Raw genomic sequence first — 208 nt, forward strand, 5'->3', positions numbered from 1 at the left:
AGTGAATTACCCTATGGCGTTAACGGGACAGCTAGGCTCCGTTTGAGTGCCATTAAAGACTTGTATGATCACAGCATTGTTTCTTGGAAAGTCGCCTCGACAGAAACCGCTGATCTGGTTACTGATACCTTCAAAGCTGCCATTAAGAATAATCATGGTGTCAAGCCAGGGTTGATTCACAGCGACCAGGGATCAAGCTATACATCCG

1 protein-coding gene is annotated in these 208 nt (G+C 46.2%); it reads left to right on the forward strand.

From position 1 onward, the window contains the following. On the forward strand, positions 1 to 208 hold a 208-nt coding region (locus LPKJCM_RS05305; protein ID WP_133057554.1), incomplete at both ends, for a DDE-type integrase/transposase/recombinase.

The organism is Lentilactobacillus parakefiri (assembly GCF_002157585.1).
Classification (GTDB): Bacteria; Bacillota; Bacilli; order Lactobacillales; family Lactobacillaceae; genus Lentilactobacillus; species Lentilactobacillus parakefiri.